Source organism: Archangium violaceum Cb vi76, assembly GCF_000733295.1.
GTDB classification, from domain to species: Bacteria; Myxococcota; Myxococcia; order Myxococcales; family Myxococcaceae; genus Archangium; species Archangium violaceum.
Genome location: NZ_JPMI01000325.1, coordinates 1 through 635, shown reverse-complemented (window position 1 = coordinate 635; position 635 = coordinate 1). Strand labels below are relative to the sequence as shown.

2 protein-coding genes are annotated in these 635 nt (G+C 61.6%); both read right to left on the bottom strand.

What is annotated here, in order from left to right:
• Positions 1-447: helix-turn-helix domain-containing protein (locus Q664_RS54260; protein WP_084610871.1), on the bottom strand; the 447-nt coding region annotated here is incomplete at its 3' end.
• Positions 448-450: 3 nt separating this feature from the next.
• The coding region (locus Q664_RS59660; protein WP_043410893.1) for a hypothetical protein at positions 451-635 on the bottom strand (185 nt) is incomplete at its 5' end.

Below are 635 nucleotides of genomic sequence, written 5' to 3'. Positions count from 1 at the left end.
GGCGCCGTGTTCCTTATCACGCTTGCCTTGCTGCTGCCTCCTCTTGTTGAGCCTGGCCAACCCGGTCGCCGTTCCCTTGAAAATGGCGAGCTGCTCGTCATCCATCGTTCGCACCAGCCGCAGCAACCGCCTGATCTCCGGCGTCAGTTCTTCGTCGGGTGCCGGTTGGGTCTGAGTGGCTTCCCTTTCGACGAGCCCCACAAGCAAGTCAGCAGAGAGCCCAAGTGCAACGCAGATCCTCGTTAGCGTTGGCGTGCTCGGAAGCATGGCGCCTCGCTCAAGCCTCCCATACACTTCCGGGGTCAAACCGACTCGCTCGGCTATGTCCTCCTGAGTCAGTTTCAATTTCAACCGGGCCGCCCGCGCAGCCGTGCCGATTTGAATACTGAGTTCGGTTCGGTTTCTCCCCCTGGTGGCGCCCTCCTTCTTACCTGGCTTCCCTTTCATGACCTAACCCTCGTCCTCGTCGGGCGTTAGCGCCGTCCGCTCGATGGGGTTTCCCGTCAGTCGCTTGACCCTCGCGGCAGCCTCAAAAATGGCCTTCAGCTCTGCCGCGATCTCTTCGGCGAGGACCGGCGGCTCTACGGTCCCCAGGTAGACGAGCAGCTCTTCGCGCATCTCGGCGGCAGAAAAAC